Below are 4,221 nucleotides of genomic sequence, written 5' to 3' on the forward strand. Positions count from 1 at the left end.
GGGTCAAAAACAAGCCGATTCATCCACCACCTGCACTCTCACTCCGTGAGCAAGGTGGCTTAGAGGCGGGGGACTTCTCGGCTATTTTAGTTAAACGTTGCACATAATGAATCGTTTCATCCCTAAAAGGCTCAAGATCGCCTACAAAAGTAATTGTTGTTGGCATATTTTTATATGAGTCAGCCCTGGCTGGGGCAGCATATATGGGTATTTCATTGGTTTCAAATAAATCCCCTAAATATAACTTCCAAGCAATATAATTTGATTTTGAATCCCAAACTGGTGCTATATTATCTATCGCAGAATCTAAGTTCATACGGTCGTCGATCATTGGGTACAAAGGCATTTGAAATGCAATTTTCACTTCATTTCGATCTCTTGCATATAAAGAAAGTGCTGCAGGATATGGGGCTTCAAACGATTTTCTATAATCTGGTATAATTATAACACGGACTTGCTTCCATAATCTTCCGTACCCAAAACAAAGATGATTCTGGAGCGCCAATAGCATATCCGCCGCCATGTAACCAAAGTAAGGCGGGTAAATTGGCTCATGAACTCAAGTCGCTTCCTTGTAAATGTAGGGTTTATCAATTTAACCAAAAAACCCATCAAGCGCAATTCTGGATCAATTTTTTTCAGATTCATTTTCATGATCTCGCCTGCTTTCCAAATTATGTTATAATAATCAATAGAATTGATTGAAAAAATAAATTTCAAAAAAGGAGTATTTCATGATATTTTTGAGAATGGGAACTCGAATATTATTTTTAAGATCTGAAGCCCCAGATAGCACTTGTACCTTATTAAGTGAAAAATTTGCCTATGAAACAGTTACTATGGAAGTTGCTAAAAGTTGTACCGACAACAACAGCACCGTTTTATTTATTACGGAAAAAAATTTAGTTATAACAGATACCAATGACGCTAAATACATTATGCTGGCTCGAAAAAGCAGTTCTTCTGTTCTTGCCGACCTTTTCAATTGCGATATGAAATGCAATATTTCAAAAGTAGACATTGGTCCGAAAATTATTTTGTTCAGATTGCCCAGTGAAAACTTAAAAATCAAAGAACTCCTTGAAAAAGAATTTAATGGGCGTTCGATGAACTGGCAGGAAGCGGTTAAATTGGGTGAACAGAACCACACAATATTGAGTTTAACCACAAAACCACTTCACCCCTCTCCATTGCCTTTTTCTGGCCATATTTTAGTGGATATGCCCTTACATAAATGTTATGCAAGATTGCAGCGAGAAGCGTTAATGTATGTTACACATACATTGGAGGAAGAAAATTGGTATGATTATGAAATCAACCTCTATGATTTAGATGACCACTTTGAAATCCATTTTCAAAGACTCGCTCAAGTTATTTCTGGACTCGAACTTGGCCTTGTTCTTGGTGAAGGTTGGACACGTGATTTTGCCCATGTTTTAATGTCCTTAATGGTCTATCAAGTGAGACTCTTTAGTTTAATGCCACCTATAGAACTCAAAAAAATATTAATGGGACTCGAATATTTAGAAGATGGCACACGATTGGCCGATTTTGATCTCTTTTACAAGCGTAAAAAAATTGCTTGGACCGAAGTTCAAAAGCACGCCTCACTAAAAAACAATAAAATGGATGAAGGCATATTAAGAAGAAATCAACTGATGGCGATGCTACCCGAAGCTGAGAAAAAGACAATTCTCAATTTGGATTCGAGGCTCAAGTAACTTTAATCTGTTAGAACGCGATGATTATCATACATATAAAACAATAATTCAATCAAACTCTTGTGCCAAGGTAAAAAAACACCTGAATCAATCATGCTAAGTATTTCTTCTTTAGTTGCCCACTTTACCGCCTTTACCTCTTCATATTGAAGCTGGAGTTCACTTGGTTCTAAATCTAAAATAACACTATAAAAATCATCAAATCCATCCTCAAAGCTAACAGTCAATGCAGGACGAGAGTCACTAAGGACCAAATTAAGACCCAATTCTTCATAAACTTCTCGTTCTGCAGCTTCCACACTACTATCTCCTGCAACTGCACTCCCGCCAACTGAGACATCCCATAAATTTGACCATCCCTTTTTAAAGGGTTGTCTTTGCTGAATTAACATTTGGCCTTTTTTGTTAAAGATACAAATGTGTACAATTAATCTATAGAACCCCTTCGGAACAGGGTCTCCACGTTCAATCGTTTTACCAGTTCTTTCTCTATCTTTAGTATATAAATCCAATAGTTCAACTTTATTTACCACGTTTTTCGACTCCTTTATGACTGATTTCCCATAAGTAAAGAGAGGCAACACTTCCATAGGGCGAATATACTTTTCGGTATGTTTCAAAGGTTGTACGGTCAATCGTGTCAAGGCCATAAAGAAAAAGCATTCCCCGGCGTATTGCCAAATCATCCCAACTCAATATATCGGGGCGTCTCATTGAAAACAACATCAACATTTCAGCAGTCCAGACACCAATTCCTGGTAATGATTTTAACCGCTTAACAACTTCACAGTCGGGCAAAGTTTCTAGCGTTTTCAAATTCAAGTCGCCATCACTGACTCTTTCCGCAATTTCTTTTATATAGCCGGCTTTTCTAAATGACATCCCTTGTTTTTGTATTTCGTCAAGACTCAAGGCCATTACATTTTCTGGGCTCACACTTCCAACAAGATCTTTGAACCTACTCCAAACAGTTGTTGCTGCTTTTGATGAAATTTGTTGTGAAATAATGCTGGTCATTAGACTTTCAAACAAATTCGAATTTATCGGCCGCTTAATGTCTTGCATTTCTAAAATAACCCTTCCAAGTTTAGGATCTCTTTCAATTAGATATTTTTTTTCCAACTCTCCATAAACAAAATAGTCCAAATTAGCACCTCTTTCCAAAGAATTATATTATAATGTAAAATAAAAGGGGAAAATAAAATGCAACAGACTCAATTAAAGCCTGGAAATCTTTTGAACTCAAAAGGTTATCTGAATCAGGCTGGTTATGCAACTGAACTTATAAAAACATACAACCGCAACCAAATAAAGTCAAGCAAACTTCGCATTAAAGAGTGGGACTATTATTTGGTTTATAACAAGGATTTCGGCATTGCCTTAACCATTGCAGACAATGGCTATATGGGTCTAATTAGTGCAAGTTTCCTAGATTTTATATCCGGTGAAACCCAGACTGTAAGCCCGATGCTCTTGATGCCGCTTGGTAAACTTGATTTACCGCCTAGTTCTGAAGTGGGCGACATCCACTTTAAAAACAAACAATTTGAGATCCATTTTACCCATGAAGGCAATAGCAGACGCTTAAAGCTAAATATGCCAAAATTTCATAAGCAATCTTCCTTTTATATTGATGTTATGTTAACACCAACACTGAAAGAAAGTATAGTTATTGCAACACCATTTTCAAAAAAATCAAAAGCTTTTTATTACAACCAAAAAATAATAGGCATGCGCGCTTCTGGAAATGTAAACTATAAAAACAAATATTATGTTTTCAATCCTGAGGAATCTTTTGGCATACTTGATTGGGGCAGAGGTGTTTGGACTTATAATAATACATGGTATTGGGGTGCTGCAAATGGAATTTTAAATGGTGATATTTTTGGTTTCAATATTGGCTATGGTTTTGGAGACACCTCTTCAGCTACTGAAAATATGCTTTTTTATAATGGTGCTCACAAACTAAATCACGTGACTTTCCATATTCCTGAGAACCCTGATGGGACACCTGATTATCTCTCTCCTTGGAAGTTTACATCTTCAGACAATCGATTTCAAGCAGACTTTTTTCCAATTCTTGATCGGTCTGCTTATACATCATTTGGCATTTTACTCAGCGACCAACACCAAGTATTTGGTCACTTTACTGGGACAGTTGTCCTTGACTCAGGTGAAACCATAAATTTTGAAAATATACTTGGTTTTGCAGAAAAAGTAAAAAACAAATGGTGATTTTCATTATATCAAAATTTAGCACCAGATTATATGACGTTTAACTGTTATATATCTGGTGCCTTTTTAACGACAATCTCCGTTCAAAATGTTTCAAAATGGATTTTTGAACGTAAAGTATCGTCAATTACATGTGGTGGTTTTGATTCATCTGGATATCCAATGCCTATTACCTAAATTCTACGTCGTTTTACGAAAACCATTAAAAATCGATATTTTCGCTGAACCTACGAAGAATTCAAGTAGTTACTCCTACATTTTAACA

The 4,221-nt window shown here is 36.2% G+C and carries 5 protein-coding genes; 2 read left to right on the forward strand and 3 right to left on the reverse strand.

Features of this window, described 5'->3' with window-relative positions:
* Positions 1 to 19 precede the first annotated feature (19 nt).
* Entirely contained in the window at positions 20 to 523 is a 504-nt protein-coding gene (locus JOC49_RS12915; protein ID WP_204665452.1) for an alpha/beta hydrolase fold domain-containing protein, read from the reverse strand.
* Positions 524 to 734: 211 nt separating this feature from the next.
* On the opposite strand from JOC49_RS12915, the gene JOC49_RS12920 reads away from it, so the two are divergent.
* Positions 735 to 1,721 carry a hypothetical protein gene (locus tag JOC49_RS12920; protein ID WP_204665453.1) on the forward strand — a complete coding sequence of 329 codons (987 nt, stop codon included), beginning with the start codon at positions 735 to 737 and terminating at the stop codon, positions 1,719 to 1,721.
* A 2-nt stretch (positions 1,722 to 1,723) separates the two neighbouring features.
* Here JOC49_RS12920 and JOC49_RS12925 read toward each other — a convergent pair whose 3' ends face one another.
* Both JOC49_RS12925 and JOC49_RS12930 read right to left on the reverse strand, forming a co-directional pair.
* Positions 1,724 to 2,254 (reverse strand): NUDIX hydrolase, encoded by a 531-nt coding sequence (locus tag JOC49_RS12925; protein WP_341534688.1) that lies wholly within the window; start codon positions 2,252 to 2,254, stop codon positions 1,724 to 1,726.
* Positions 2,244 to 2,867 carry a DNA-3-methyladenine glycosylase family protein gene (locus JOC49_RS12930; protein WP_204665455.1) on the reverse strand — a complete coding sequence of 208 codons (624 nt, stop codon included), beginning with the start codon at positions 2,865 to 2,867 and terminating at the stop codon, positions 2,244 to 2,246. Before JOC49_RS12930 ends, JOC49_RS12925 begins: the two co-directional genes overlap by 11 nt.
* A gap of 57 nt (positions 2,868 to 2,924) precedes the next feature.
* On the opposite strand from JOC49_RS12930, the gene JOC49_RS12935 reads away from it, so the two are divergent.
* The gene (locus JOC49_RS12935) at positions 2,925 to 3,956 is read left to right on the forward strand and encodes a DUF2804 domain-containing protein (RefSeq protein ID WP_204665456.1); all 1,032 of its coding nucleotides are present in this window, start codon (positions 2,925 to 2,927) and stop codon (positions 3,954 to 3,956) included.
* The last annotated feature ends 265 nt before the right edge of the window (positions 3,957 to 4,221 follow it).

Origin of the sequence: Fusibacter tunisiensis (assembly GCF_016908355.1) — a bacterium.
Lineage (GTDB): Bacteria > Bacillota > Clostridia > Peptostreptococcales > Acidaminobacteraceae > Fusibacter_D > Fusibacter_D tunisiensis.